The 23,673-nt window shown below is 57.4% G+C and carries 25 protein-coding genes and 1 tRNA gene; 12 read left to right on the forward strand and 14 right to left on the reverse strand.

The features are described from left to right. Positions 1 to 75 precede the first annotated feature (75 nt). Positions 76 to 735, reverse strand: coding sequence for a heme exporter protein CcmB (ccmB, locus tag GUC32_RS17505; RefSeq protein ID WP_025303731.1), 660 nt, complete (start codon positions 733 to 735; stop codon positions 76 to 78). Beyond that, entirely contained in the window at positions 735 to 1,367 is a 633-nt protein-coding gene (ccmA, locus tag GUC32_RS17510; protein ID WP_015378626.1) for a cytochrome c biogenesis heme-transporting ATPase CcmA, read from the reverse strand. Before ccmA ends, ccmB begins: the two co-directional genes overlap by 1 nt. A 229-nt stretch (positions 1,368 to 1,596) precedes the next feature. Here ccmA and GUC32_RS17515 point away from each other — a divergent pair, with 229 nt between their 5' ends. After that, positions 1,597 to 2,523 (forward strand): formate/nitrite transporter family protein, encoded by a 927-nt coding sequence (locus GUC32_RS17515; protein ID WP_049207362.1) that lies wholly within the window; start codon positions 1,597 to 1,599, stop codon positions 2,521 to 2,523. A 129-nt stretch (positions 2,524 to 2,652) separates the two neighbouring features. Continuing rightward, positions 2,653 to 2,727, forward strand: a tRNA-Arg gene (locus GUC32_RS17520). Between the two features lie 93 nt (positions 2,728 to 2,820). On the opposite strand, the gene GUC32_RS17525 is transcribed toward GUC32_RS17520, so the two are convergent. From GUC32_RS17525 to GUC32_RS17540, 4 genes are all read right to left on the reverse strand, one after another. Next, the gene (locus GUC32_RS17525; protein ID WP_342100840.1) at positions 2,821 to 4,095 is read right to left on the reverse strand and encodes a lactonase family protein; all 1,275 of its coding nucleotides are present in this window, start codon (positions 4,093 to 4,095) and stop codon (positions 2,821 to 2,823) included. Between the two features lie 20 nt (positions 4,096 to 4,115). Further along, a complete protein-coding gene (locus GUC32_RS17530; RefSeq protein WP_369435353.1) occupies positions 4,116 to 4,916 on the reverse strand; it encodes a helix-turn-helix domain-containing protein in 801 nt (266 codons plus the stop codon). A 680-nt stretch (positions 4,917 to 5,596) separates the two neighbouring features. Beyond that, on the reverse strand, positions 5,597 to 5,818 hold the full coding sequence (locus GUC32_RS17535; RefSeq protein WP_025303735.1) for a hypothetical protein: 222 nt from the start codon (positions 5,816 to 5,818) through the stop codon (positions 5,597 to 5,599). A gap of 1 nt (position 5,819) precedes the next feature. Beyond that, entirely contained in the window at positions 5,820 to 6,791 is a 972-nt protein-coding gene (locus tag GUC32_RS17540; RefSeq protein WP_049207366.1) for a TIGR04086 family membrane protein, read from the reverse strand. Between the two features lie 228 nt (positions 6,792 to 7,019). On the opposite strand from GUC32_RS17540, the gene GUC32_RS17545 reads away from it, so the two are divergent. The 3 genes from GUC32_RS17545 (at position 7,020) to dsdC (ending at position 10,273) form a co-directional block, all read left to right on the forward strand. Then, complete coding sequence (locus GUC32_RS17545) at positions 7,020 to 8,516, forward strand: helix-turn-helix transcriptional regulator (protein ID WP_342122426.1); 1,497 nt, start codon at positions 7,020 to 7,022, stop codon at positions 8,514 to 8,516. Between the two features lie 134 nt (positions 8,517 to 8,650). Further along, positions 8,651 to 8,902, forward strand: coding sequence for a CsbD family protein (locus GUC32_RS17550; protein ID WP_025303738.1), 252 nt, complete (start codon positions 8,651 to 8,653; stop codon positions 8,900 to 8,902). Between the two features lie 441 nt (positions 8,903 to 9,343). Then, positions 9,344 to 10,273 carry a DNA-binding transcriptional regulator DsdC gene (dsdC, locus tag GUC32_RS17555; RefSeq protein ID WP_025303739.1) on the forward strand — a complete coding sequence of 310 codons (930 nt, stop codon included), beginning with the start codon at positions 9,344 to 9,346 and terminating at the stop codon, positions 10,271 to 10,273. Between the two features lie 11 nt (positions 10,274 to 10,284). On the opposite strand, the gene GUC32_RS17560 is transcribed toward dsdC, so the two are convergent. The 3 genes from GUC32_RS17560 to GUC32_RS17570 are packed head-to-tail and all read right to left on the reverse strand — an operon-like array spanning position 10,285 to position 11,851. After that, on the reverse strand, positions 10,285 to 10,587 hold the full coding sequence (locus tag GUC32_RS17560; RefSeq protein ID WP_025303740.1) for a hypothetical protein: 303 nt from the start codon (positions 10,585 to 10,587) through the stop codon (positions 10,285 to 10,287). A gap of 3 nt (positions 10,588 to 10,590) precedes the next feature. Beyond that, positions 10,591 to 11,514 (reverse strand): DMT family transporter, encoded by a 924-nt coding sequence (locus GUC32_RS17565; RefSeq protein ID WP_025303741.1) that lies wholly within the window; start codon positions 11,512 to 11,514, stop codon positions 10,591 to 10,593. A 46-nt stretch (positions 11,515 to 11,560) separates the two neighbouring features. Further along, a complete protein-coding gene (locus tag GUC32_RS17570; protein WP_025303742.1) occupies positions 11,561 to 11,851 on the reverse strand; it encodes a hypothetical protein in 291 nt (96 codons plus the stop codon). A 396-nt stretch (positions 11,852 to 12,247) separates the two neighbouring features. Between GUC32_RS17570 and GUC32_RS17575 the strand changes: the two genes are divergently transcribed. Then, the gene (locus GUC32_RS17575) at positions 12,248 to 13,399 is read left to right on the forward strand and encodes a porin (protein WP_025303743.1); all 1,152 of its coding nucleotides are present in this window, start codon (positions 12,248 to 12,250) and stop codon (positions 13,397 to 13,399) included. A gap of 58 nt (positions 13,400 to 13,457) precedes the next feature. On the opposite strand, the gene mltB is transcribed toward GUC32_RS17575, so the two are convergent. Beyond that, positions 13,458 to 14,546, reverse strand: a complete 1,089-nt coding sequence (gene mltB, locus GUC32_RS17580) for a lytic murein transglycosylase B (RefSeq protein WP_060447968.1) — start codon at positions 14,544 to 14,546, stop codon at positions 13,458 to 13,460. A gap of 283 nt (positions 14,547 to 14,829) precedes the next feature. Between mltB and GUC32_RS17585 the strand changes: the two genes are divergently transcribed. The 3 genes from GUC32_RS17585 (at position 14,830) to ypdK (ending at position 16,436) form a co-directional block, all read left to right on the forward strand. Beyond that, on the forward strand, positions 14,830 to 15,282 hold the full coding sequence (locus GUC32_RS17585) for a DUF805 domain-containing protein (RefSeq protein ID WP_043140239.1): 453 nt from the start codon (positions 14,830 to 14,832) through the stop codon (positions 15,280 to 15,282). Positions 15,283 to 15,365: 83 nt separating this feature from the next. Next, positions 15,366 to 15,803, forward strand: a complete 438-nt coding sequence (locus GUC32_RS17590; protein ID WP_025303746.1) for an antitoxin HicB — start codon at positions 15,366 to 15,368, stop codon at positions 15,801 to 15,803. 558 nt (positions 15,804 to 16,361) lie between these two features. Beyond that, positions 16,362 to 16,436, forward strand: a complete 75-nt coding sequence (gene ypdK, locus GUC32_RS17595; RefSeq protein ID WP_099782600.1) for a membrane protein YpdK — start codon at positions 16,362 to 16,364, stop codon at positions 16,434 to 16,436. Positions 16,437 to 16,502: 66 nt separating this feature from the next. Here ypdK and GUC32_RS17600 read toward each other — a convergent pair whose 3' ends face one another. The 3 genes from GUC32_RS17600 to GUC32_RS17610 all read right to left on the reverse strand — a co-directional run bounded on the left by GUC32_RS17600 (position 16,503) and on the right by GUC32_RS17610 (position 19,026). Further along, entirely contained in the window at positions 16,503 to 17,027 is a 525-nt protein-coding gene (locus tag GUC32_RS17600; RefSeq protein WP_197771062.1) for a cytochrome b, read from the reverse strand. A gap of 110 nt (positions 17,028 to 17,137) precedes the next feature. Continuing rightward, positions 17,138 to 18,367 (reverse strand): alanine transaminase, encoded by a 1,230-nt coding sequence (alaC, locus tag GUC32_RS17605; RefSeq protein WP_016926818.1) that lies wholly within the window; start codon positions 18,365 to 18,367, stop codon positions 17,138 to 17,140. A gap of 119 nt (positions 18,368 to 18,486) precedes the next feature. After that, complete coding sequence (locus GUC32_RS17610; RefSeq protein ID WP_049294905.1) at positions 18,487 to 19,026, reverse strand: GNAT family N-acetyltransferase; 540 nt, start codon at positions 19,024 to 19,026, stop codon at positions 18,487 to 18,489. 168 nt (positions 19,027 to 19,194) lie between these two features. Here GUC32_RS17610 and GUC32_RS17615 point away from each other — a divergent pair, with 168 nt between their 5' ends. From GUC32_RS17615 to GUC32_RS17625, 3 genes are all read left to right on the forward strand, one after another. Further along, positions 19,195 to 20,439 carry a DUF1479 domain-containing protein gene (locus tag GUC32_RS17615; protein WP_369435354.1) on the forward strand — a complete coding sequence of 415 codons (1,245 nt, stop codon included), beginning with the start codon at positions 19,195 to 19,197 and terminating at the stop codon, positions 20,437 to 20,439. A 99-nt stretch (positions 20,440 to 20,538) separates the two neighbouring features. Then, positions 20,539 to 22,230 carry a sensor histidine kinase gene (locus tag GUC32_RS17620; protein WP_025303750.1) on the forward strand — a complete coding sequence of 564 codons (1,692 nt, stop codon included), beginning with the start codon at positions 20,539 to 20,541 and terminating at the stop codon, positions 22,228 to 22,230. Further along, positions 22,227 to 22,961 carry a LytTR family DNA-binding domain-containing protein gene (locus GUC32_RS17625; protein WP_025303751.1) on the forward strand — a complete coding sequence of 245 codons (735 nt, stop codon included), beginning with the start codon at positions 22,227 to 22,229 and terminating at the stop codon, positions 22,959 to 22,961. The genes GUC32_RS17620 and GUC32_RS17625 overlap by 4 nt, the downstream gene beginning before the upstream one ends. A gap of 4 nt (positions 22,962 to 22,965) precedes the next feature. Here GUC32_RS17625 and GUC32_RS17630 read toward each other — a convergent pair whose 3' ends face one another. Continuing rightward, positions 22,966 to 23,298, reverse strand: a complete 333-nt coding sequence (locus GUC32_RS17630) for a DUF2502 domain-containing protein (RefSeq protein ID WP_325976990.1) — start codon at positions 23,296 to 23,298, stop codon at positions 22,966 to 22,968. Between the last annotated feature and the right edge of the window lie 375 nt (positions 23,299 to 23,673).

Genomic DNA, 23,673 nt, shown 5'->3' on the forward strand with positions numbered 1-23,673 from the left:
CGATCGAAACGGCGAAAATCTTCTGCAGGGTACGCTCTTGTCGGCCTTGCCCCGTCTGTTCATTCAATACGTTAGCTAGTGCACGCTCACTCGCAGCGCCGCTGCGGTGGCAAACGGTGCCAATGTCACGCTGCCCGCCAGCATCGCACCGAGTATCGCCAGGTAACCGTCGATCGGCATGCCCATCGAGGCGGCGTCGATCGCGCCGGTGGCGAAGATCAGCACCGGGATATACAGCGGCAGCACCAGCAGGCTGAGCAGCACGCCCCCTTTGCGCAAGCCGACGGTCAACCCCACACCGATAGCGCCGATCAGGCTCAGCGTCGGCGTGCCGAGCAGCAGCGTACCCGCCACCGCCAGCCAGGTTTGCATATCGAGCGACAACAGCAGCGCCACCAGCGGCGACAGGATCAGCAGCGGCAATCCCGTCACGACCCAGTGAGCACACACTTTGCCCAGCACCGTCATCGGCAGCGGCGTCGGCAGCAGCAACAGCTGCTCCAGCGAACCGTCGAGAAAGTCGTCGCGAAACAGCCGCTCCAGCGACAGCAGCGAGGCCAGCAGCGCCGCCACCCACACGATGCCCGGCGCAATCCGCGCCAGCAGCTGCGGTTCAGGGCCAATCCCCAGCGGGAACAGCGTGATCACAATCAGGAAAAACCACAGCGGGTTGACGATCTCCGACCCTTTACGGCAGGCGATCTTCAATTCGCGACGCACCAGAGTCAAAAACATCACAAACTCCCCGCGTCGTGTTCCGCCAAACGAATTTTGCCCACCGTTTGGCTGACGCCGGCCAAATCCTGATGCGTGGTCAACAATACCATGCCGCCACGCTGCGCATGTTGTTCAAAAAGGCTAATCAACTCGGCTACGCCCTGTTTATCGATCGCCGTCAAGGGTTCATCGAGGATCCACAGCGGCGCCGCGCTGAGCCACAATCGCGCCAGCGCCACCCGCCGCTGCTGCCCGGCCGAAAGCTGCGCCACCGGCAGATCCTCGTACCCCACCAACCCGACCTGCTCCAGCGCGCGCCAGATGGCCTGATGCTCGGCCGCGCCGCGCACCGCCTGATAAAACTGCAGATTTTCGAAGGGTGTCAATACGGCTTTGATGCCCGGTTGATGGCCGATAAACAGCAAATCTTGCTGATACGCCGCGCGATCGCGCAGCGTGTTGCGCCCGCGCCAGCACACCTCACCGCCGTCCGGCCGCGCCAGACCGGCGAGGATGCGCAGCAAACTGGTCTTGCCCGCGCCGTTCGGCCCTTCTACCTGAATGATATCGCCCGGCTGAACCGAAAAGCTTAGCTCGCTAAACAGGATGCGCTCATCGCGCACGCAACTCAGACTTTTGGCTTCCAGCATCAGGGAACTCATATTTTTCTTTGGGATAGCGAATCATAGCATAAGCCTTTCCCCACACGCAGCCTGCGGCGGGCGCGCCGAGGGGCCAATATGGCGAGCAGGATCAAGAATGCGTGGAAAAAATCGGCGGATTTTAACTCTTGTTACCTTTTTCTGTATTTCGCCGCATTTTGGCCGGGCAACTACGCTTAATGACGTGACCTCACCCTTATTGAGCAGGAGCGACAGCATGAACGACCAGCAACGCCAGCAGCACGAGCCGGATGAGACAATGCAGGTAGAGAGCGAAGAGCAGGAACAGGGCAAACGCGAAATCGAAGTCAGGGAAGAGAATCTGCCGTCACGCGCGGCGGCGGTGCATGAACAGATCCGAATGGAAGGCGAAAAAGAGCTGGAGCGCGACGGGCTGGCGCTGCTGTGGTCGGCGATTGCCGCCGGGCTGTCGATGGGCGCCTCGCTGGCGGCGAAAGGCATTTTCCACGCCCGCTTGCCGGACGATCCCAGCCGCTTTTTCATTGAGAACCTCGGCTACACCTTCGGTTTTATCATTGTCATCATGGCGCGCCAGCAGCTGTTTACCGAAAACACCGTCACGGCGGTGCTGCCCATTATGCATAAACCCACGCCGCGCAACCTGCTTATCCTGCTGCGCCTGTGGGGCGTGGTGCTGCTCGGCAATCTGATCGGCACCGCGCTGGCGGCGCTGGCGTTTACCCATATGCCGCTGTTCGACGCCGAAACGCGCCGCGCCTTCATTAGCCTGGGCGAAGAGGTGATGCGCCATACGCCGGGAGAAATGTTCGCCAACGGCATCCTGGCCGGCTGGATCATCGCCACCATGGTATGGATGTTCCCGGCCGCCGGCGCGGCGAAAATTTGGGTGATCGTGTTGATGACCTACCTGGTGGCGATTTGCGATTTGACGCATATCGTGGTCGGCTCGGTGGAGATCCTGTATCTGGTGTTCAACGGCGCGATTGGCTGGCAAGCATTCGTTTATCCGTTCGCCCTGCCGACGCTGGCGGGCAACATCATCGGCGGCACCTTTATCTTTGCGCTGATCAGCCACGCGCAAATCCGCAACGATTTGAGCGCCAAAAATAAGGCGGCGCGCCTGCAAGAGGAAAAACGGCGCCACGGCGGGGAAAAACCGTGATCGCCGTCGGTTAGCCGAGGAAATTTCGGCGCGAACTGGCGAGGTATTGAGCAAACGCGCCGCTAAGCGCTTATTCTGCGGGTAAAAAAAGGTATAATGCCCCGGCAGCTTCGGTTGCCGGTCCGCAGCGTCCCCGTAGTTAAACGGATATAACAAGCCCCTCCTAAGGGCTAGTTACTGGTTCGATTCCAGTCGGGGACACCATTCTTTCTCATCAAGCCATTCCCCATCATCTGCACCCGCAATCCCCCTTTTCCCTTGTTCAGTCCCGGATTCCTCCAAGCGTTATGATGGGCATTAGTTGAAAAACTTGATATCCGTCGGCGTTGAGATCGTCGCCGCCTCACCTCTGGCCTGCAACTCGCCCGTCTCATCATCGAAATCGAACAGCGTAACGCTATTGGTGAACACATTCGTGACATAGAGGCGGTTGCCGTCGGCATCAAAAGCGAGCGCCCGCGGTTCAATGCCGCCGGCCTCATAGCGCGTCGGCACGCCTGGCAGACCGTCCCTGCCTATTTTAAATACCAGCAGGTGGTTATCGGTACCGCGATGGGTGGCAATAAGATATCTGCCGCTCGGGCTCAGGATAATAGCCCCGCCGCTTTTCGCCTCCGCCGAATCGAGGCCGCCGTTCAGTTTCACTTTCCCTTGCCGCGTCAATCGATGATCGCTGACGGCAAACGCCTCGATCTCGCCCGCCATTTCAGTGATGACATACGCATATTCGCCTTCTGGCGAGAACACCATGTGCCGTGGACCGGCGCCGGGCGCAAAGCCGACATCGCGCGAAGCATCCGCCTGCAGCGGCTGCGCGTTATCCGGGCGATAGCGATAGGCGTGCAACTTATCGCCGCCGAGATCCGCCGCGTACAGGTATTGGCCATCACGGCTGAAGGTGGTGGAGTGCGCATGCCCGCCTTCCTGGCGCCCCTGCACGATGCCGGAGCCGGGTATAAACGGGTAATGCTGCACGCGTTCACCCAGTGTGCCGTCGCTGCGAATCGGCAATACCGTCACCCCCGCGCCGCCTTTGGCGACGGAGTAGTTGGCGACAAACAGAAACTTACCGTCCGGGCTGAGTGTGGCATGCGTCGGCTGCTGGCCCGCACTGCTCACCGTATTCAGCACCCGCACGCTGCCTGCGTCGTCTATTGCCAAGGCGGTCACCGTTCCCGCATCCTCTTCATTGGTGACATAGGCGAAACGACCATCGCGAGATTTTGCGATCCATGACGGGCTTTTCATCTTGATGACATTGAGCAGCGTTAACGTGCCGTCGACATTTACCCTCAGACGATAGAGCCCTTCACTGGGGAACGCCGGTTTCTGCACCGTGGGCGCATCCGGAATATGGGTCCAGGTACCGACTAACGCTATTTGTTGATGCTCCCGATTATTGGCCATCGCATTTCCTGAAAACATGAAGAGAGTTAATGCCAGCATTAATTGAATGACCTGCCAGCCTAAACCGGTAACGTTCACCCAGCCAGACACAGACAACGTTAAAGGTAGCATACCGAAAGCGTAATGGTGTTTATTCATTGAACCGGGGGATTTCTCTACACTCATGATGTCTCCTTTTCTCAACGCTACACCACAGGAATCAGTATATCGACATTAACAACTTCGCTGTTTAAATGCTCGTTTCTATATAGCTCGATAAAAAAGCTTTCCCTCATCTTGACATTAATGGCCGGCAGGTAAGCGTCATAGATGCTTTCAAAAAAATCAATGTACTCAGGCAACGCCCCCATAAAGGGAATAACAATATATTTCCCTCTGGGTATGTAGAAGTTAAAAATAGAGTGAAAAACCTCTTGTTCCTTACCATTTGAATGCCATTTACCCGCTCTTCTTTTTTCCACACCATAAGTTTTTCCATTCTTGCTTAACCATTTTTCATTAGTCTGCGTAATGTCACTAGCATCTCTGTATTTCCTTATGGAATGGAAAATCAATGCTTTGTACTGTTTTAACAACTCAATATCATCCGGCATGACCGTGTGATAAAAATAGGGTTTCTTGTCATTGCCATACGGTGGGATCTGGATGGAGAAATCCCATCCCCGGCTGTTTCTAAAGCTGTTGGGCGTTTCGCCAAAGAAACGTTTGAATGCCCGCGTGTAACATTGCTGAGAGGCAAAGCCCGATGCCAAGGCGACATCCAGTATGTTCCCTTGATGTTGTTTAAGCAAAATTGCGGATCGGCTCAGCTTTCTGTGCCTGATATAAGTTCCGAGCGTCATACCAAAATAATGTTTAAACAGCCGTTGCAAATGCCATTTAGAGTACCCTGAGATAATAGACACTTTCTCAACGGAAAGGCCCTCTATAATATTCTTCTCCATATACTCTAACACCTGTAAAAGAATATCTTTCCGATAGTCCATGCGCGCTCCTTGCTTTTATAAAAATTGTGTCCTTTTCATTAAAATCGTTAACCAACCAAACCAAGTCATTAAGATTAATCCTAAAAAAAATCACCTTGGGGGCGCCATTTTTACGGCATAGGAAAAGTCATTACTTAAATAACTGAAAATGATCATGTTATATAAATCCACCCGCAAAAAACGGCAAAACAAAAACAACCCACATAAAGTGCTCCCGTCAAAGATGCATTTACATCACCAGGGAGAATCACACTTTTTGCCAATTGTTTTATCTTAACGTGTTTTTTTACACTCCAGTGGCATGGACGAATAGGAATTTCATCATCACAAATTAAATCGTGATTTATTGTTTGGTCGGTTGATAAAATTATTGAACCTAATATGAAGAAATAGGAACAATGTCGAGGAAGGATGCGGTGGATAAACGCAAGGCCTTAACCTCGGGCCAGATAATCGCAGAGCTTCATAGCGCGTTTCTTTTTTATCTTTTCCCAACAAAGCAGAATCGATGTTTCAACAAACCTTGTTCGATGCCCTACGTTACCTTCCACGCCAATTGGGGCGCCATTTATGCCTCGCTCTTCCCTCGTAACAGTGCCGTGTCTGCATACCCGTGCTTTGTTGCCACAGCACGGCAAAAAGCCCGGCTCGCCAGGCCGGGCTTTTCATTAACGGACTGATTAATCAGCCAGGTTGTCGATCTCTGCCGATCGGTGCTTGCGTAGCAGATTCAGCAGCAAAGATACCCGCCGCTCGGTGCGTTCCGGGGTATCCGGCGGCAGGTTGTAGCGCAAGGTGTAGCGCTCGTTGTTCTCGTTGCAAAAATCGATGACGAGCACGGGCGCGGACGCTCCCGCCACTTTTCGATAGTTCAGCGAGATGCACGACAGGTTTTTCCTCATCTCAACTTACCGCGACGATACGGCGGGTTGATTCGGCAATCCGCCCCACGCCGGCGCTCAGCGCAGCGCCCAACAGCAGTATCAGCAGTGAGCCCCATGCGGCGCGAGACAGTTGTTTTGCCGCTTCATCAGCCGCTTCACGCGCTTTCTGCTCGGCTTCGGCCTTGAGTTTTTCCACCTTCTGCACCGCCTGCTGATAAGCCTGGGCGTAGTTATCGACGATTTGGCTCGCTTCATCACGGCTCTTGCCGGTGCGTGCCGCAACGATATTCACCAACGCATCCTTGTCGGCCGCACTCAACGTCGGCTCACCGGACTGCTTGACGCGTTCGAACCACTGCTTAAGCTCGGTAGCGGCCTGCGCCGGATCGGCAGCCGCGTCCATGGCTGATTGCTTGCCGTCGGCGGTCGCCCTATCGGCCTTCTGTTCCAACCGAGCCGGATCCAATTCCGGCTTGCCGGTCTGCTTGAGCGTGGCGTTCAACTGATTCTCCAGGCTTCCCCAGTCCAGGCTGATACCCTTTTTATCCAGCTGTTGCTTGAGGCCTTCACCCACGTTTGGCGCTGCCGCCGCCAGGCCGCTGCCCGCCAGCGAGAGCCCTTTACCCACCGCGCTGCCCGCCAGCCCCACCACGCCGCTTGCTAATGAAACCATCAGCCAGGTGGTCAGCAAGGTGGTGATCGCCCAGCTCAGCAGGCCATGCAAACCGCCGCGGTTCGGCGCAGTGCGTCCGGCGACGAACGCGCCGGCGGCCAGCGATGCCAGCGTGGAAACCAGCAGCCAGATCCCGGTGCCGGTGCCAAAACCGCTCAGCGGATTGCCCTTTTGCATCATATCCACGGCCTGGGCACCGATAGCCGTACCCAGCACGCTGAAGATAAGATAAGTCACCAGCGCCACGGCACTCCCGGCCAATATCGAGCCCCATGACACCTGAAACGCAAAGCGATTTGATTCATAGACAGTGGTCATCGTTGTTCCTTATATTTTCTGGACAAGTGATTGCACGCACGGTGGATAACCGCGCAGACAAATTCAGTCTGCCGCGCGGCGGCGTCGGCCGTCCCAGTTCATTTGCGCCAGAATGCCTAGTGCATTCACACCCTGCGAATACGCACCTTATGCACTAAGCTGCTCAGCGAGTAGCGTAACCCGCGGCCCCGATCAGAGGCCGCTCCCCTTCTGTCTAGCGGAGAGCACATGAACCCATCCGTTCTGGCCAGCGAAACCCACCGCGGCCACCTGCAGCAAATCATCTCCGGCTTGTCCGACGGCGTGATCCTGACGGATACCGATCAAACGCTTCTCTGGGCTAACGAAGCCGCGTTGGCCATGCACGGCGTGAGCCACCAGAAAGCCCTGGGGGCTGATGCCGGCGAGTACGCGGCGCGTTTTGCACTGCGTTATCGCAACAACCACCCGCTGGCGCTGGAACAGTACCCGCTGAGCCGGGTTGCCGATGGCGAAACCTTCACCGATGTGGTGGTGGAGGTTCGGCAGGTCGACGATCCGGAGAGCTTCTGGGTGCACCGCCTGCGGAGCCTGATCATCACCGATGCGCAGGGGCAGCCGGAGCTGCTGGCGCTGATCCTGAGCGACGCAACGGAGTGGGCCAGCGCCGAACAGCGCTTTGAAAAAACCTTCAACGCCAATCCGGCGCCGGCGGTCATTTGTCGGCTAAGCGACCTGCGTTACGTCAAGGTCAACCAGGGGTTCCTCGATATGACCGGTTACCAGCGTGAACAGGTCATGGGGCGTTCGGTTTATGAACTCGACGTCTTGGAACAGGCAGAGCACAAAGAGCTGGCGGTTCAGCGCCTGGGGGAAGGCGCCACCATTCCGCAGATGGAGGCCGAGCTGAAACTGCCCGGCGGAGGAAGCAAGCTGGTGGTGGTTGCCGGTCAACCGCTGGATATCAATGAAGACGACTGCATGCTGTTCACGTTTACCGATCTCGAACCCCGGCGCCTGGCGGAATCGGCGCTGCGAGAAAGTGAAGAGCGGTTCGCCAAGGCATTTCGCCTGAGCCCGGTGCCGACGTTGGTGTGTACCGCAGACGAGAGGCGCGTGCTGGACGTCAACGAAGCGTTCACCCGCACCACCGAGTACGACGCCGAAGCGTTGATCGGCAAAACGGTCGATGAGATCCAGTTTATTGACGATCCCGAGGCGAACCGCCGTTTGTTTGCCGCACTGGAAAAAAGCGGCAACGTCGAAGGGTTGGATATCGAGGTGCGAAAGAAAGGGAGCGAGCTAATCGACTGCGTGGCCTCGGCGGATGCCGTCAGTATCCATAATGCGCCCTGCTACCTGTTGGTGCTCATGGACATTACTGAGCGTAAACGATCGGAGCTGGAGCTGGTGAATGCCATCGAAGAAGTGATGCAGGATGCCTCGTGGTTCAGCCAAACTTTGATCGAAAAACTGGCCAACGTAAAAAGCATCAACCGGCCCGACCAGGCTGGATTCACCACCAGCGACCTCACGCCGCGCGAGCGCGATGTGCTGGAATTGATTTGCGAGGGGCTGCCGGACAAGAAAATCGCGGCGCGTCTCAATCTGGCGCTCAACACCATCCGCAATCATGTCGCGACGGTCTATTCCAAACTCGGCGTGCACAGCCGCAGCGAAGCCATCGTCTGGGCCAGAGAGCGCGGGCTGTTTACCGGCGGAGCGGCCTCCAGGAACGGCAAGTAGCCTGCAAATGCACTACCCGCACCGATGCAAACGCCCCTTATGAGCGCAGAGTGAAGTGCATAACATGGCGGTGCAAATGCAGGCTTTCGCTCTGTGCGAACGCCAAACGGATCGAACCTTAGGAGCACATCATAATGAACAGCGAAAAAGCCAATGGCATGATGGACAAAGTGGCGGGCAAAGCGCAGGAAATCGCAGGCGACGTCAGCGGTAACGAACGTTGGCAGGCCGAAGGCGTCACGCGCCAGGCAGTGGGCGCGCTGCAAGAAAAATACGGCGATGCCCTGAGCTGCGCCGGCAGTATGATGAAGAAAAACCCCCTCGCCGCGTTGGCACTCGTTGCCGGCGCAGGTTTGTTGGCCGGCCTGCTGCTGCGTCGCCGTTGATTAGCGCCGACGATCAACCTGCTTTTCCCTGAATGTTGTGCCCGGTGGGTAACCACTGGGCACGGTTCTCTGGCCAGGCGGGGCTCAGCGTTATCGATTGCTACCTCCATCTCGTTGGCATCCGGGCTTAACGCGTACTCAACGTCGCCATGCGACGGATGATTATGGCGAAACCGTTATATCCCGCAGGGAATATGAGCTTTTATCGTTCAGGCTGCGGTACACCGCCTTTACTCGCTGCTTAACGGCACCTCTTTTTATTATATTCGTCCTATTGCTGATTATCATCGCCCCCACCGCCTGTTATTTCCGGTTGTTATGCAATTCTCTTCAACATATCGAAATCCCTCGGCATAAAAACCGAATAGATCAATCAGGCTGGGTTTATCCTCCGCGCCATTAAATGTTAATATTGCCAGATTGTGCGCACGGAGAAATAGCATGTTCCCCAGTAAAAAACATTCACAGCGGGCGACCCCGCTGACCAGCTATCAATTTTCCCGGCTGCATACTTTTGAATGCGTCGCCCGCCATTTATCTTTTGCGCTGGCGGCGCAAGAATTGTCGATCACCCCCAGCGCCGTAAGCCACCGCATTAATTTGCTCGAAAAGGAATTGGGCTTTCTGCTGTTTCAGCGCTTTCATCGCAGAATTACCCTGACGCCGGAGGGCGAGCGCATGCAATGGGCGCTGGACAGTTCCTTCAACACCTTGAATCAGGAAATTCTGGACATTAAAAATCGCGAGTTGACGGGAACATTGACCCTCTACTCACACCCGTCTCTGGTGCAATGTCTGCTGCTGCCGCGCATCGGCGACTTTATCGCCCAGCACCCCACCATTCACCTCAACATTTTGACCGGGCAGGAAATCATCAACCTGGCCAACCGCGGCGTGGACCTGGCGATGTACTTCGGCAAACTGCCCTCGGGGCGGCATCTGGACGAGGCCTTTATGCAGGAATCGATGGTGCCGATTTGCACGCCGCAGTACGCCGCTGCACATAACCTGTACGATGCGCCGGAAAACCTGGCTCACTGTACGCTGCTGCACGATCGCTACAACTCCGGCGAAGATGAGTGGCAAACCTGGTCACAACACTTTGCGTTGGGGCTGGATACCGACAGTAAAAGCATGGAGTTCGACCGTTCCGATCTCGCGGTACTGGCCGCCACACGGCACCTTGGCGTCGCCATGGGGCGGCTTAATCTGGTGCAGGACTGGATAAAAAGCGGCGAACTGATCATTCCGTTCACCAACATGACCGTGCCCTGTGAGCACTGCTATTTTACCTCGACCATTTCCGAACGGCAGTGGCCCAAGATCCTCGCGTTTAAGCAGTGGATCATGAAAATCTCCCCTCTGGTCTGATGGCCAGAGGGTTAGCGCTCTACTTTGGGGGAATAAGAAAAATGCAGCGCGCAGGCGTAGAGCCGGCCGGCCTTTGAATAAGAAATATATTTGCGACTTTTATCCCAGGTCAGCAGGGAATTATTGGCAAAATAATAAACCTCCACTTGCATCCCATTCGCCAACCTCGACCAGCCTCGGCTTCTTATCACGGTAAAATCACCGTTATCGCTGAGCGTAATCAGCGGCACGCCCCAAGCATAGCGGGATATTTGCAACTGAATAATGAATTGGCTTTCGCAGCTTATTTGGTAGTTCTGTACATCAACATCCATAATTTATATTTTTGGTGCCACCCTTCGGTCAAAATAAAGAAGATATGAACAACTCACCACGATTAACCCCAGCACGATCAGCACGGCACCCAATACAAACTCAATTTGCAGTGGTTCGCCGAGAATGGCGACCCCCGCCAGGATGCCGAATATCGGCGTCATAAAGGTGAGAATGCCCAGCGAGGAAGCCTGATAACGGCGCAGCAGTGAAAACCAGATCAGGTAGCTGAAAAACGACACGATCAGCGTTTGGAACAGCAGGCTGCACCAGGCCACCGGGCTCAGGACGACGTGCAAATTGCCCGTCGCTATCGCCAGCAGCGACAGCAGCACGCAGGCGCCCGTCAACTGGAATAACAACGTCTGTTTGGCCGGGCACTCCGCCAGACGCGTGGTACGGATCACCAGGGTAGAACCGCCCCAGGCGATCCCCGCCAGCAGGCCATAGAAATCGCCTTTCAGCCGATCGGCTCCGCCACTTCCGTCAGCCATGCCCGATATGGCCAGCACCACGCCGCCAAAGGCGATGAGCATGCCCAGCCACTGCACCGGCGACAGACGCTCCTGAGGAAGGAGAAAATGCAGACCGAGGGCGGAAAATAGCGGCGCGGTGTACAAAAACACCGCCATATGCGAGGCGCTGGTGTAGCGCAGCCCTTCGGAGACAAAAAAGAACTCCAGCGCGAACAATGCCCCTACGCTCAAACCGGCGCTCAGCGTGGCGCGATCCCAGGTGAAACACTCGCCGCGGCAACGCGCCAACAGGTATACCCCCAGCGCGGAGAGGCCCGAGCGAATGGCAATTTGCAGCACCGCCGACACATCCTGCTCGGCGGCCTTGATCGCCACCTGCTGCATCCCCCAGATGGCGCAAAGCAGCACCATGGCGGCGGCGGCCCTGCCGTCAATACCGACTCTTGCATTCATAATAGAATTCTCGCCACCGTTGAAATAATCACAGGCCACCGTAGAATTATTCTTTATACACCACGATTTCCTGATAAAGTTTAATAACCTCACCATCGCTGTCGACGGAGTCGGTATATTCAGTTTGCTGCGCTAAATGAATCACCCGCCATCCTTTACGCGCCAATTCCGGGATCGTCAGGCGCCCCACGCCGCGGCAGGTAAACAGGGTATCGTCAGATAACCTGAGTTTGCTAACCTCTGCATAATCATAAGCTTGAGAATGGCAAACGTGCGACTCCGCCGCCATCGTCGGTAATGAAAACAGCCCCACCAACAACATTAACAGATTTCTCATGGCGACCTCCCAATCGCTTATTCCTGCCGACCGTTTACGCAGAAGAAGGCAAACGTTAATACGGCGGTGACAGGCTGAAATTAATTATCTCTTGCACGACTAAAATTACAGGCTGACGCCGATGACTGACAAATGAAAAATATAAACCTTGGCGTTAGATGAATTCATCCGAATCGAGAGACATAAATAATGGCGCTTTTCACCGCACGAAATGGTCAAAAACCGGCCAATAATTAGCAAGAAAAGTAATTATTTATCTCACCGTTTATGTTACAAATGCCGCCCGCCGCTAAAACACCAAAAAAACCGTCAAAATGCGTGAAAACGCAGCGTTCTGCGCAAAACATCGGCATGGCGGCGCTGATGGGGCGGTCATACATAAAACAGGGATAACACATGGCAATGAAATTGCGCGTAGTGACTCAAGCGGTGGCGCTGGGTCTGGCGATCGGCAGCGCGTCGTTCGCCGCTCAGGCAGAAATCACTCTGCTGAAGCAAGATCCACAGGCCGGCGATCCGCTCAGCCGCCTGAACTTTACCGTTGGCGGCAGCATCCGTCCGCAGTTCAACAACATGACGGGCGACGGTGACAAGGGCTCGTATAAGCGTAACGGCTTCGATGGCGGCACCCGTTTCCGTTTCGCAGCGGACTACTACCTGTTCGACGATATCAGCTGGATCAGCTACTACGAGCTGGGTGTGAACATTCCGGCGCTGTTTGACTGGGATCACCACTATGCCGACGGCGCGAGAAACACCAGCCGCCGTATGCTGTATACCGGCCTGAAAAGCAACACCTGGGGCCAGATGACCTTCGGTCAGCAAAACAGCGTTTACTATGACGTGGTTGGCGCCAAGACCGATATCTGGGACTACGACATGCTGGCCCAGGCACCGGGCAACGGCATCAACGGCGACTACGACGGCTCTTACCGTTCACGCAAAATGCTGAAGTACAAGAACCGCTTCGGCGATGCGGACGTTTACGCCTCGTACCTGTTCAGCGACAGCGACTACCTGCCGGGCAACGGCCTGCGTTATAAGCGCAAAGGCGGCGGCTCACTGGGTGTGGATTACCACATTACACAGGATCTGACCTGGGGTACCGCCTGGAACTACACCCGCGCCGAAATGCGCAACCCGTCCACCAGCGGCAGCAAGAGTTATGACCAAAACATTTTCGGTACCGCCATCAGCTGGAAACCGGACAACTGGACGCTCACCTTCGGCGGCGGTTACTACAACGACTTCCTGACCACCAAGAAAGCCGACGTCAACAATTACTTCGCCGGCGATGCGTGGGGTATCGAATACCTGGCCGGTTATACCGTGCCGGTGGGCCAGTACGCGGTGAAATCGGTGATGCCGTACTTCATGGGCGACCGCCTGGAATACATCAGCGGCCGCAACTACCAGCGCATCGACAACGGCCTCGGGGTTACCGTACAGTTTGACTACGGTTTCCGCGTTGACGTAGAGCACGTGCTGACATCGAGCACCGACAACCTCGGCGATATGACCGTGGTCCGTCTGCGCTACGATTTCTGATTGCTCAGAACGTAAAAAAGGCCGCGCAAGCGGCCTTTTTCGTTGTTTGAAGCAGCGGTCAGAAGCCGCCGCGCGCCGAGCGCCCTACCGCTTCGCCCAGTTGCCATACCGCCATGGCGTAATGGGTGCTGTGGTTATAGCGGGTGATAGCGTAGAAGTTCGGCAGACCGTACCAATACTGGTAGCCGGTGCCGACGTCCAGCCGCAGCAGGCTGGCCTCTTGGTTATCCCCGAGTGAACCCTGCGGGCTCAGGCCGGCTTCAGCCAGTGCGGCGACCGAGTAGCGGGTCTTGAAGCCGTTTTCCAACCCCGGCGCCTGGCCGTTGGCCTGAATGGCGACCGGCTCGCCCTTGGACCAGCCGTGCGCCTTGAAGTAATTGGCCACGCTGCCGATGGCATCGACCGGATCCCACAGGTTGATATGCCCATCGCCGTTGAAGTCAACCGCGTAGCTTTTGAAGGAAGAAGGCATGAACTGCCCATAGCCCATCGCGCCGGCGAAGGAGCCGCGCAGCTCGAGCGGATCGTCACCTTCGGTGCGCGACATCAGCAGGAAGGTTTCCAACTCACCGGCGAAGTAATCGGCGCGGCGCGGGTAGTTGAAGGCCAGCGTCGCCAGCGCGTCGATAATGCGGGTTTTACCCATTACGCGGCCCCAGCGGGTCTCCACGCCAATAATCCCCACGATGATCTCCGGCGGCACGCCGTACACCTGCCAGGCGCGCTGCAGCGCATCCTGATATTGATTCCAGAACACCACGCCGTTTTGCACGTTATCCGGGGTGATGAACTTGTTGCGGTAGCGCAGCCAGGAACCGTTCGGCCCGGTTGGCCCCTGAGTAGACGGCGTCGGCGCCTGTCTGTCCATCAGCCGCAGCACCGAGTCCAATCGCCGAGCCTGCGCCAGCACGTCGTGCAGCTGCTGCCGGTCAAACCCGTGTTCCTGCACCATCTTATCGATAAAGCGCGCGGTATTCGGGTTATTGGCGAAATCCCCTCCCAGCGGCGCGCCGCTGTGCGCCGGGCTCAGCAAAAAGCCGCCCTTTACCGGGGTGCTCTGCGGCGTAGCAGTGGTACTGGGTTTCGGCGTGCTGCTACAGGCAGCAAGCAAGGTAATCAGCGGTAAAAGCGCAACCAGGTGACGCATCGGATATCCATAGCCATGCAAGAGATAAGTGGGAGTTATGTTAATGCATTGTTCAACGCGAACAAACAGGATTATGCCGCCAATGACCGCGTCAGGTAGCCAAACGTGCCAAATTGTGACGTTTTGCTCGGTGAAAGGACGCCCTGTGCGGCCGCGTGGAATCTCAACCGCGACTAAATGAGAAAAATTATCACCTTGACGCCCCCGTTTACCCCGCTAGAATGCCCGGCTGCTTGCCATCCGGCCTCCGCCGGGCGGCCAATGATGACGACAACGGACTGTGATGGAATCTCTCGGACAACTCACCAAAGACCTTTACCGCGGGCGCATCTCGCGCAAACCCTTTGTTTTCTCGCTGGCGATCTTCGCCGTTGGCATCGTGCTGCTGTCGTTTCTGTCGACCTATCTGGATAAAAACCATTTTCGCGCCCATGCGCACGGCGACACCGAGGAATTCGTCTCGGTGCTGCTGTATCTGTTGTGCATCATGGTGTGGGCGCTGTTCTGTTTTGGCCTGGTGGCGTGGTTTATGGCCAAAACCGCGTTTCGCCTTAATGATATCGGCCTGCCCGGTTGGGTGCTGGCCGTCACATGCTACGTTTGCTCGGTGCTCAACAACTACTCCCCCGGCCCGGTGGCGCGCTGGCTGCCGCTGTTCAGTCTGGCCGTCATGATCTGCGCCCTACTGTTGCCGCCCGACGGGCTGCGTCGCAAGCCGCGTGAACATGCCGATTGAGCGCCATTCCGCTCAAGGCTATGGCTATCCGCCGGCCGCGCCGTCACAATAGCGCCTCATTCAGGTTTCAATCAGGGATTGCCATGTACAGCCACTACCCCGCCCATTACACCTTCGATAGCGACAGCGACGCCTGGCAGATCGGTTTCCACGACTTCCCCGAGTGGCAATCTGCCTGCTATAAACGCGAAGACATCGAGCTGGAAGCGCAGGAAAGCCTGCTGGCCGCCATCGCCGCCGCGATGGATGAAGGTCTGCCTCTGCCCGCCCCTTCTCCTGCGCAAACCGATGACTTGAAAGTACACCTGCCGGCGCTGGTGGCGCTGAAGATCGAACTGCACAATGCCATGCTACGCAAAAACACCGGCAAAGCGGCGCTGGCGCGCAAGCTGGGATTCAACGGCGGGCAAATGGAGCGGTTGCTGGATATCGGCTACGCCTCGAAGGTTGAAGCGCTGGAGCAGGCGTTGTATCTGCTGGGCTACGAAGTGCGCGTGACGATAAGCGAAGTTTGCCAATGAGTTAGCGCTAAGTTAGCGAAATATTCGTCAACAGGACTAAATTTTCCCCGTTTTGCGCCGATATGATGGCTACCTAATCACTTGTCGCAACAACGAAGGCTAAAAATGGAGTGGAGTCGCCGTCATATTTGGGCCGTTATTCTGCTGTCTTGTCTCGTTTTTTGGGTCATTTTGGCGACCGGCATCAACGCCGTCGCCTGAGCGCCCGCCGCTGCATTGTTTCATCCCCTATTTAACAGCCCGCCACGGCGGGCTAGTTCCTGTCGCCCGCCCATAAAAAGCGTTATAAAACAGCGCACCCTGTTCAAAAAATAGCCGAAAATTGTGATCAAAAACACAGTATTGAAATCAGACCAGTATTGAGAGTACATTAGCGCCGATCCTGTCGCGGTTCGGATTTTACCTCACGGAGCATGAGGCGCGACAACCGGACAGCCCGCGCTCGAGGACGTTGTTCTTTCGCTTGGAAGAATCCGCCCGACAAGCAGGCTGCCCATAAAATACTCAGCACAACAATCGGGATCATTGCTGGCGAGGACTCCAGACAGGAGTTGTTCAGTGAAATATTTTTTGATGGGCGTGTCATTCATGCTGGTTGCCTGGGTTGGCACCTTCATGTTGATGGTTGCCTGACGGTAGCCAGACCAGGAACACAGCCAAAGGGACGCGCAAGCGTCCCTTTGTCGTTTCTGTTAACGATCATTTGCCCGGCATCATGCGGCGCAAGGTGTCGTCCTTACGCAGGTAGTGATGAAACAGCGCCGCCAACGCATGTGCGCCAATGATAAAGTAGCCGATATTCGCCAGCGTCTCATGAACCGTTTTGACCAGCCTGCGCATCACCGGATCCGGCGTCACCCACTGCGGCATCGGCCAGCCCAGCAAAGACCACGATTTCCCGCCGTAGGCCAGGGTTAACATGCCCAGCAACGGCAACATCAGGAAGACCACGTACAGCAGCCAATGGGAGATCTTGGCGCCCACTTCCTGCCATTCCTCCAGCGGCGGCGTGGTCGGCGGCGCAGCGTGGAAAGCGCGCATGGCCAACCGAATCAGCATCATGGCAAAAACCGATACCCCAAAATTAAAGTGCAGAGTTTTGACCAGCGGCGCCCACGCCTCCGGCACTGAATCCTTCAGCAACATCGCCGCATAGGTGAGGATCACCATCAGCAAAGTCAGCCAATGTAAAACGATTTGCGATCGCGCGTAGCGGTTGCTCATACACTCTATCCAAAAAATAAAATTCAGCGTAGTTGAGCATAATGGGGAAATAATGAAGAAAACCTTGGGACTGAAAAAATAAGGCCGGGCGAACGCCCGGCCTGACAGGATTATTTAGCGCTGCCGGCCTTGCCCGGCTTCAGCAGCCCGTCCGCGCGGAACATCGCCTTGATGCCACGCACCGCCTGGCGGATACGGTCCTGGTTCTCGATCAGCGCGAAACGCACGTGGGTATCGCCGTAGTCGCCGAAGCCGATGCCCGGCGAGACGCAGACCTTGGCTTCCGCCAGCAGGCGTTTGGCAAACTCCAGCGAACCGAGGTGGGCATAAGGCTCGGGAATTTTCGCCCACACGTACATCGACGCCTTCGGGTTTTCCACCATCCAGCCCGCCTCATGCAGCCCCTTCACCAACACGTTGCGGCGCTGCCGATACTGCTCGGCGATATCGCGCACGCACTGCTGATCGCCTTCCAGCGCGGCGATGGCCGCCACCTGCAGCGGCGTAAAGGTCCCGTAGTCGTGATAGCTCTTGATGCGCGCCAGCGCGCTGACCAGTTCGGGATTGCCGACCATGAACCCGATGCGCCAGCCGGCCATGTTATAGCTTTTCGACAGGGTGAAGAACTCCACCGCGATGTCTTTCGCCCCCGGCACCTGCATGATCGACGGCGCTTTCCAGCCGTCATAAACGATATCGGCATAGGCCAGATCGTGGATCACCAGCACGTTGTACTGTTTGGCCAGCGCCACCACCCGCTCGAAGAAATCCAGCTCCACGCACTGCGCGGTCGGGTTGGACGGGAAACCGAGGATCATCATTTTCGGGCGCGGAATGGTTTCCCGAATGGCGCGCTCCAGCTCACCGAAGAAATCCACACCGTCCACCAGCGGCACCGAGCGCACCTGGGCGCCGGCGATCACCGCGCCGTAAATGTGGATCGGGTAGCTGGGGTTCGGCACCAGTACCGTATCGCCGTGATCGAGGGTCGCCAGCATCAGGTGCGCCAGCCCCTCTTTCGAACCGATAGTGACGATGGCTTCGCTTTCCGGATCGATATCCACCTGATAACGATCGGCATACCAGCGCGAAATGGCGCGGCGCAGGCGCGGAATGCCGCGCGAGGTGGAATAACCGTGGGTGTCGTCGCGCTGGGCGACGGCGCACAGTTTTTCCACGATGTGCGGCGGCGTCGGGCCGTCGGGGTTACCCATGCTGAAGTCGATAATATCCTCGCCGCGACGGCGTGCGGCCATCTTCAGTTCGGCGGTGATGTTGAATACGTAAGGGGGAAGGCGTTCAATGCGCGTGAAACGGCGCTGTGGACTGTTATCAGCCATAGGGGATTCCTCGATAGACGTTAGCGCCCGGACCGTCCGAGCGACGCTGGCCAGCGAACTGACCGAATATCGAACATAGCGCAGCGCCGACGAGCTTGTCGATACCCTGCGCGATATTTTTATTTAGCGCTCTGAAACTCCGCCGCCAGCAGCCCGAACAGCCAGTCATCGCACCACTGATCCGCCAGACGGTAGTTGTCGCGCAGCGTGCCCTCCAGCTGGAAACCACACGACTCCAGCAGGCCGCGCGAGGCGACGTTACCGGCGGTCACGGTGGCGGTCAGCTTGTGAAAACCGCAGGCGTTCACCGCAAAATCCAGCACCGCCCGCAGCGACTCCTTGCCATAGCCCTTGCCCTGCCCGGAAGGCAAACTCCCGTATCCCACTTCCGCCTGCCGATACGGCGCCCAGTGCGGGCGAAAGCCGGTAATGCCCACCGCCTCTCCACTGTGCTTCTCACGCATCACCAGACACAACCACTGCTCGCCGTGTTTGTCCCAGGCCGGCAGCCGCTCTTCGAACCGAGCGCGGATCTCCGCTTCGCTGCGCGGATCGGAGATGTAACGGATCACCTCGGGATCTTGGTACAGGCGCAGAAACAGCGGCCAATCCTCGACGGTTATCGACTGTAAGTGCAGACGTTCAGTGACCAGCTTCATAAAATCTCCGAAAAACGAAAAAGAGGAACTTACGAATGAAAGATATCTCTTTATTTTCCCCGATTGGTTGCCGATAATCATTCACGTTAAAACCACAAAACCATAACGTTTTGCCCTATTCCCTACAACCGTCCGCCGCGGTGATACGCGCGGCACCAGGAGAACACTATGGCCTCTTTAGTCATCGACGATATTCCGCAGGCGATCGTTAACGTCAAGCGCCAGCTGCGCCAGGCATTGCCGAACTACCGCGACGTCTTTCTGGCGTTGGAAGAGAACATCCGCGGCCAGGTCGAACAGATCCGTCGCGAGCTGGCCGCCGGCCATAATCCGGTGCCGCAGATCGACGCGGAAGATATCCTGCAGCAGCGCGTCAGCGAGCAGCAGATAGCGCTGATCAAACAGCGCGGTGCCTGCGCCATTCGCGGGGTGTTTCCGCGCGCCAAAGCCGAGGACTGGAACCGCGAAATCGGTGACTACCTTGAGCGCAACAACTTCGTCGAACGGTTGAAAAACGCCGCCGAAGACAACTATTTCGGCAAGCTGGCCGCCAGCAAGCCGCAGATTTACGGCATCTATTGGTCAAAACCGCAGGTTGAAGCGCGGCAGGATGCGCGCATGCATGCGGTGCAGGTGTTCCTCAACAGCCTGTGGGCCACCGAGAGCAACGGCAAACAGCATTTCGATCCGACCCGCGTCGCCACCTACGCCGATCGCACCCGCCGCCGCCCGCCGAACTCCTCGTCGCTGGGCCTGTCGCCGCACGTCGACAGCGGCACCATTGAGCGCTGGCTGGACGAAAACTTCCGCTATGTGTATCGCCACGTTTTCTCCGGCGACTGGCAGCAGTACGATCCTTTCGCCGCCGACGGCCGCACCGAGGTGCGCGAAATAGCCTCCCCGGCGGTCTGCTCGATGTTCCGCACCTTCCAGGGCTGGACGGCGCTGACGCCGCAGCGCACCAACGCCGGCACGCTGAACCTGGTGCCGATCGCCAACGCCATGGCCTATGTGCTGCTGCGCGCGCTGCAGGACGACGTCGCCGACGACGATCTGTGCGATGCGGCACCGGGCCGCGCGCTGTCGATCTCGGAAAAGTGGCATCCCCTTTTATTAAGTGGGATTTCCCCCATTCCCGATCTGGAGCCGGGCGACACGGTCTTTTGGCACTGCGATGTGATCCACGCGGTGGAGAACGAGCATAACGGCGAGTTCGACAGCAACGTGATGTACATCGCTGCCGCGCCGAGCTGCGAGAAAAACGACGCCTATCTGCAGCGCCAGCTGCCCAGCTTTATCGACGGCAGAACGCCGCCAGACTTCGCCCCTGACGACTTCGAGGTGGATTTCGACGGACGCGCCACCGTCGACCTGCTGACGCCACTGGGCAAAGCGCAGCTCGGCATGGGCTAATCCCCCGCCCGTGGCGCACGCCACGGGCCCCTTTCGCTGTGGTATACTGCCGCCATCCGTAAGCCGCAGCGAGAACCCGTCGTGCACCCTTTTTTTGAAATGCTGTTGGCGGTGTTTGATCGCGCCGCGCTGATGTTGATCTGTCTGTTTTTCCTGACCCGCACCCGGCTGTTCCGCCAACTGCTGCAAAAAGAAGACCATACGCCGCTCGAGCTCGGCATCGTCACGGCGATCTTCTCGCTGTTCGCGCTGTTCAGCACCTACTCCGGCATCAACGTCGAAGGATCGCTGGTTAACGTGCGCGTCATCGCCATCATGGCCGGCGGCATCCTGTTCGGCCCCTGGGTGGGGATCGTCACCGGCATCATCGCCGGCGTGCACCGTTATCTGATCGACATCGGCGGCATCACCTCGGTGCCTTGTCTTATCACCAGCATCATCGCCGGCATCAGCGCCGGTTACATCAACCTCAAGGTGAAAAAAGAGCAGCGCTGGCGTGCCGGCATCGTCGGCGGCATGCTGTGCGAATCCCTCACCATGCTGCTGATCGTGCTGTGGGCCAAGCCGACCGAGCTTGGGCTGGATATCGTGTCGCAGATCGCCCTGCCGATGATCCTCGGTACGGTGTGCATCGGCCTGATCGTGCTGCTGGTACAGAGCGTCGAGGATGAGAAAGAAGTGATCGCCGCGCGCCAGGCCAAACTGGCGCTGGATATTGCCCACAAGACGCTGCCCTATTTCCGCAACATCAACAGCGAATCGCTGGCCACCATCTGCGATATCATTCGCCAGGACATCCGCGCCGACGCGGTGGCGATCACCGATACCCACCAGGTGCTGGCCTACGTCGGCGTAGGGCGTGAAGCCTACCCGATCGGCCGCGAAGGGCTGAGCCGCGTCACCCGCGAAAGCATTCGCCACGGCAAAATCATCATCAAGAACAACCTGGAAAACCCGGCCGCGCCGCAGATCCATTCGCAGCTGGTGGTACCGCTGTGGGAAAAAGGCGAAGTGACCGGCGCGCTGAAAATCTACTACTGCCACGCCCACCAGATCACCAACACGCTGAAGGTGATGGCGGTCGGGCTGTCGCAGATCATCTCCACGCAGATGGAGGTTTCGCGCATCGAACACCTGCGCCAGATGGCGGATAAAGCCGAAATGCGCGCGCTGCAGAGCAAGATTAACCCGCACTTCCTGTTCAACGCGCTGAACGCCATCTCTTCCTCCATTCGCCTGAATCCGGACACCGCGCGCCAGCTGATCATCAACCTGTCGCGCTACCTGCGCTACAACCTGGAGCTGAACGATGAACTGATCGATATCCGCAAGGAGCTGCATCAGATCCAGGATTACATCGCCATCGAACAGGCGCGTTTCGGCGCCAAGCTGACGGTAATTTACGACATCGACGACGACGTCTCGGTGCGTATTCCGAGCCTGCTGATCCAACCGCTGGTGGAGAACGCCATCGTGCACGGCATCCAACCCTGCAAGGGGAAAGGGGTGGTGGTGATCGCGGTGAAAGATCAGGGCGACCGGGTGAAGATTTCGGTGAAGGATACCGGCCACGGCATCAACCAGGAAACCATCGACCGGGTGGCGCGCAACGAAATGCCGGGCCACAATATCGGCCTGCTTAACGTGCATCACCGCGTGTCGCTGCTGTACGGCGAGGGATTGCATATCCGCCGCCTGGAGCCGGGCACCGAAATCGCGTTCTACATCAGCAAAAACGGCGGCAAGCTGCATCAGGAGCCGAGCGCGCCGCCGGTCGGGGAGGCCTCATGAAAGCCATCATCGTGGAAGACGAATTCCTCGCGCAGGAAGAACTCAGCTACCTGATCAAGAAACACAGCAATATCGATATCGTCGCCACCTTCGAGGATGGCCTCGACGTCCTCAAATACCTGCAGACTCACCAGGTCGACGCCATTTTCCTCGATATCAACATCCCGTCGCTGGACGGCGTGTTGCTGGCGCAAAACATCAGTAAATTCGCGCATCGCCCGTCGATCGTGTTCATCACCGCCTATAAAGAGCACGCGGTGGAAGCGTTCGAGATCGAAGCGTTCGACTATATCCTCAAGCCCTATCACGAGGCGCGCATCGTCACCATGCTGCAAAAACTGGAGGCGCTGCATCATCGCCCCGCCGGCGCGACGGAGCCGGCCAGCGCGCCGAGCCGCGGCAGCCATAGCATCAACCTGATCAAAGACGAGCGGATCATCGTTACCGACATCAACGACATCTATTACGCCGCCGCCGATGAAAAGGTGACGCGGGTCTATACCCGCCGGGAAGAGTTCGTGATGCCGATGAACATCACCGAGTTTTACGGCCGGCTCCCGGAAGAACATTTCTTCCGCTGCCATCGCTCTTACTGCGTTAACCTGGCGAAGATCCGCGAGATCGTCCCCTGGTTCAACAATACCTACATTCTGCGGCTGAGCGATCTCGAGTTTGAAGTGCCGGTCAGCCGCAGCAAGGTGAAAGAGTTCCGCAAGCTGATGCGCCTGTAAGCGCTTACCAGCGCGGGCCCGGACGGTAGTAATAGCCGGACGGCGGCGGTGGCGGCATGCGGTAATGCGGCCGATCTCGCCAGTCGCGCCGCGGTGGCCCGTAGTAAATCACCCGTGGCGGCGGGCCGTAATAGTACCCGCGCGGGCGTTCATACCGGTGATGATCGGCCCACCAACGCGGATCGCGCCAGCGATAGCCGTCCCAGTAGTGGCCGCGATTATCGCGATCGCCGATATGCAACGACAGGCCAGGCACGTTCACGCCGATGGACACGTCGGCCTGGCTCGCCAGCGGCAGCGCCAGCAGCGCGGCCAGTAACAACAGCGTTTTTTTCATTTCATGGACTCCTGCAGAGCGGACCTCGTCCGATCGCAGATAACATAGTCCCGCGCTCGCCGCCGCTCTATAGGCGCAATGCCGATTTACGCCTTTCAGACGCATCCTTCACAATTTCACCACAATCGTTCACCGGCGATTAACAATAAATCGTTGATATCTTTGATGTAGATCACGTGTCTCCCCCGGCATTTCACGCGCTTTTCGGCGCAAAAACGGCAACTCACGCCGCATAACATGCATTTCATTCCTTCCGTCGTGCAACTCATTCCCGATCCGCCGCCCGCCGGAGGAGCCGGCCATATAATAAGCCCATACCGCGGGAACACAGATTCACCCCGCAAATTTCAGCCAACGGCTCACGCCCGGCAACGC

The organism is Serratia sp. NGAS9 (assembly GCF_009905295.1).
In the GTDB taxonomy this organism is placed as follows: domain Bacteria; phylum Pseudomonadota; class Gammaproteobacteria; order Enterobacterales; family Enterobacteriaceae; genus Serratia; species Serratia bockelmannii.

What these genes read in the sequence shown, in the direction of transcription:
- ccmB (WP_025303731.1), bottom strand. Translation starts at nt 735, where the DNA reads ATGTTTTTGACTCTGGTGCGTCGCGAATTGAAGATCGCCTGCCGTAAA.
- ccmA (WP_015378626.1), bottom strand. Translation starts at nt 1,367, where the DNA reads ATGCTGGAAGCCAAAAGTCTGAGTTGCGTGCGCGATGAGCGCATCCTG.
- GUC32_RS17515 (WP_049207362.1), top strand. Translation starts at nt 1,597, where the DNA reads ATGAACGACCAGCAACGCCAGCAGCACGAGCCGGATGAGACAATGCAG.
- GUC32_RS17525 (WP_342100840.1), bottom strand. Translation starts at nt 4,095, where the DNA reads ATGAGTGTAGAGAAATCCCCCGGTTCAATGAATAAACACCATTACGCT.
- GUC32_RS17530 (WP_369435353.1), bottom strand. Translation starts at nt 4,916, where the DNA reads ATGGACTATCGGAAAGATATTCTTTTACAGGTGTTAGAGTATATGGAG.
- GUC32_RS17535 (WP_025303735.1), bottom strand. Translation starts at nt 5,818, where the DNA reads ATGAGGAAAAACCTGTCGTGCATCTCGCTGAACTATCGAAAAGTGGCG.
- GUC32_RS17540 (WP_049207366.1), bottom strand. Translation starts at nt 6,791, where the DNA reads ATGACCACTGTCTATGAATCAAATCGCTTTGCGTTTCAGGTGTCATGG.
- GUC32_RS17545 (WP_342122426.1), top strand. Translation starts at nt 7,020, where the DNA reads ATGAACCCATCCGTTCTGGCCAGCGAAACCCACCGCGGCCACCTGCAG.
- GUC32_RS17550 (WP_025303738.1), top strand. Translation starts at nt 8,651, where the DNA reads ATGAACAGCGAAAAAGCCAATGGCATGATGGACAAAGTGGCGGGCAAA.
- dsdC (WP_025303739.1), top strand. Translation starts at nt 9,344, where the DNA reads ATGTTCCCCAGTAAAAAACATTCACAGCGGGCGACCCCGCTGACCAGC.
- GUC32_RS17560 (WP_025303740.1), bottom strand. Translation starts at nt 10,587, where the DNA reads ATGGATGTTGATGTACAGAACTACCAAATAAGCTGCGAAAGCCAATTC.
- GUC32_RS17565 (WP_025303741.1), bottom strand. Translation starts at nt 11,514, where the DNA reads ATGAATGCAAGAGTCGGTATTGACGGCAGGGCCGCCGCCGCCATGGTG.
- GUC32_RS17570 (WP_025303742.1), bottom strand. Translation starts at nt 11,851, where the DNA reads ATGAGAAATCTGTTAATGTTGTTGGTGGGGCTGTTTTCATTACCGACG.
- GUC32_RS17575 (WP_025303743.1), top strand. Translation starts at nt 12,248, where the DNA reads ATGGCAATGAAATTGCGCGTAGTGACTCAAGCGGTGGCGCTGGGTCTG.
- mltB (WP_060447968.1), bottom strand. Translation starts at nt 14,546, where the DNA reads ATGCGTCACCTGGTTGCGCTTTTACCGCTGATTACCTTGCTTGCTGCC.
- GUC32_RS17585 (WP_043140239.1), top strand. Translation starts at nt 14,830, where the DNA reads ATGGAATCTCTCGGACAACTCACCAAAGACCTTTACCGCGGGCGCATC.
- GUC32_RS17590 (WP_025303746.1), top strand. Translation starts at nt 15,366, where the DNA reads ATGTACAGCCACTACCCCGCCCATTACACCTTCGATAGCGACAGCGAC.
- GUC32_RS17600 (WP_197771062.1), bottom strand. Translation starts at nt 17,027, where the DNA reads ATGAGCAACCGCTACGCGCGATCGCAAATCGTTTTACATTGGCTGACT.
- alaC (WP_016926818.1), bottom strand. Translation starts at nt 18,367, where the DNA reads ATGGCTGATAACAGTCCACAGCGCCGTTTCACGCGCATTGAACGCCTT.
- GUC32_RS17610 (WP_049294905.1), bottom strand. Translation starts at nt 19,026, where the DNA reads ATGAAGCTGGTCACTGAACGTCTGCACTTACAGTCGATAACCGTCGAG.
- GUC32_RS17615 (WP_369435354.1), top strand. Translation starts at nt 19,195, where the DNA reads ATGGCCTCTTTAGTCATCGACGATATTCCGCAGGCGATCGTTAACGTC.
- GUC32_RS17620 (WP_025303750.1), top strand. Translation starts at nt 20,539, where the DNA reads ATGCTGTTGGCGGTGTTTGATCGCGCCGCGCTGATGTTGATCTGTCTG.
- GUC32_RS17625 (WP_025303751.1), top strand. Translation starts at nt 22,227, where the DNA reads ATGAAAGCCATCATCGTGGAAGACGAATTCCTCGCGCAGGAAGAACTC.
- GUC32_RS17630 (WP_325976990.1), bottom strand. Translation starts at nt 23,298, where the DNA reads ATGAAAAAAACGCTGTTGTTACTGGCCGCGCTGCTGGCGCTGCCGCTG.